Here is a 1,728-nt window from a genome sequence, read left to right on the forward strand (position 1 = left end):
CTAGGTCGGCGCCGCCGGTCTGCGGCCGCGGACTCCTCCGGCCAAGTAGATGGTGGCTCTTCCCGCCAGGTGGTTGCTGGCAGCTCGATTGGGGGCGACAACATCCAGATCGGCTATGCCCACGACGTCAGCATCCATCGGGATCGGTGAGATGCGACGGACGACGATCCAGTCGGTCGCCAGTTCCTGGATTGGTGGTCACAACCTGCAGATTGGGCGGGTCAGCGGTGACGTTGATATCCAGCTCGGTGAGCGGCGCTTCCACCTCGAAAGGTATCCAGACGTGGCGGCCCGCTCCGCAACGTCGGCACGGCCGAGTTACCTGCTCGACTCCGCTCAGCGGTTGGTGCCCTACCGGCCACGCCCTGCTGAAGAAGAACGTCTCACGCAGTGGCGCGACGATCCCTCGACCAGCATGTCCGTCGTATACGTCTATGGCCCAGGTGGGCAAGGCAAGACCCGCCTTGCCCACCACCTCGCTGCCGCATCGTCCCGCGCTGGCTGGGACGTGGTAACGGTTGACCATCGCCCCCAGAATGACGCCGATGCCAGTTGCAGGTTGGACGGGGGACGTCCCCTGCTTGCCGTTGTGGACTACGCGGAGCGCTGGCCACCGCCAGAACTACCGAGCCTGGTGCGCGGCCTTCAGCGGATAGCGGATCGAGTCCGGATCCTGCTCCTCGGTCGCCCAGCAGACGCTTGGGACCGAATCGAGGCCGAGCTGGACCGACTCGATATGGACCTTGCGGATCCGATCGAACTCGGACCGCTTACAGCCGGTGGACGAGAACGCATGCATGCCTTCGATCAGGCGGTCAGGGCCTTTTCGACCGCGTTGAGCGTCACTGCAAAGCCGATTCGCCCGCCGGATATCGACGACGAGGCGTTCGGCTCACCACTGATCTTGCACATGGCTGCCCTCGCCGCCTTGTATGCAGGGCAGGCCCGACAGGCGACCCCGGGACGAGCTGATCTGTCCGCCTTCCTGCTCAAGCACGAGAGGCGGTAGTGGAACGCTATCGCCGCCATCGAACGCAGGCCCCTTACCGGCAAGTTCGAGAGCCTGGTCCTCATCGCGACCCTCTTCGGCCCGTTCCTCAATTCTGCAGTCGCTAAGGGCGCGTTACAGCACGCCGAACTCGCCGACGGACCAGTCGAGTCCGGGGACCTGCTCAAGCTTCACCGGTTCGTCTACCCGATCTCCAGGCGGAACCAGGCCCTGGAGCCCCTAGCGCCCGATCGCCTAGCGGAGGACTTCATCGGGCACCACCTGCACCGCAACCCGGACGACGCGACGCTGGTCCGCAGCCTCATCGAAGACGACTCCGGTGTCGACGACGAAGCCGTACGACGCTGCCTCGCCATGCTTGCCGCGTCCGGGGTGCGCCACCCGCCATCGGCAGATCTGCTATACGAGCTTTTCCGCTGGGCACCCGGTTTGGTCGGGTACGCCTCCCGGCCCGTCATCGACTTCGTGGCACAACATGCACCCGTTGATGTGCTGGAACGGATCCAATCACAGATCGCGAACCGCGACGTCAATCTGGTCCGGCCAGCACTGCTCATCGCGCGCCGCCTCTATGACGCACTACCCGCAGGCGAGGTGGGTAATCGCCGCGCGGCCCGGCTGGTGAACCTCGCCGGCGCTATGTTCGACGGCGGCGACTGGCATGGTGCCGTGGAGTACGGACATCAGGCTGTGGCGGCTTGGCGGACGCTTGCCATGGC

2 protein-coding genes are annotated in these 1,728 nt (G+C 65.3%); both read left to right on the forward strand.

Annotation, left to right across the window (positions count from 1 at the left end):
- The first annotated feature begins 151 nt into the window (after nucleotides 1-151).
- On the forward strand, nucleotides 152-1,009 hold the full coding sequence (locus tag KBX08_RS33110; RefSeq protein WP_210787688.1) for a hypothetical protein: 858 nt from the start codon (nucleotides 152-154) through the stop codon (nucleotides 1,007-1,009).
- Between the two features lie 354 nt (nucleotides 1,010-1,363).
- Nucleotides 1,364-1,728 (forward strand): hypothetical protein (locus KBX08_RS33115; RefSeq protein WP_210787689.1); only part of this gene is annotated, 365 nt, incomplete at its 3' end.

The organism is Micromonospora sp. H61 (genome assembly GCF_018070325.1).
In the GTDB taxonomy this organism is placed as follows: domain Bacteria; phylum Actinomycetota; class Actinomycetes; order Mycobacteriales; family Micromonosporaceae; genus Micromonospora; species Micromonospora salmantinae.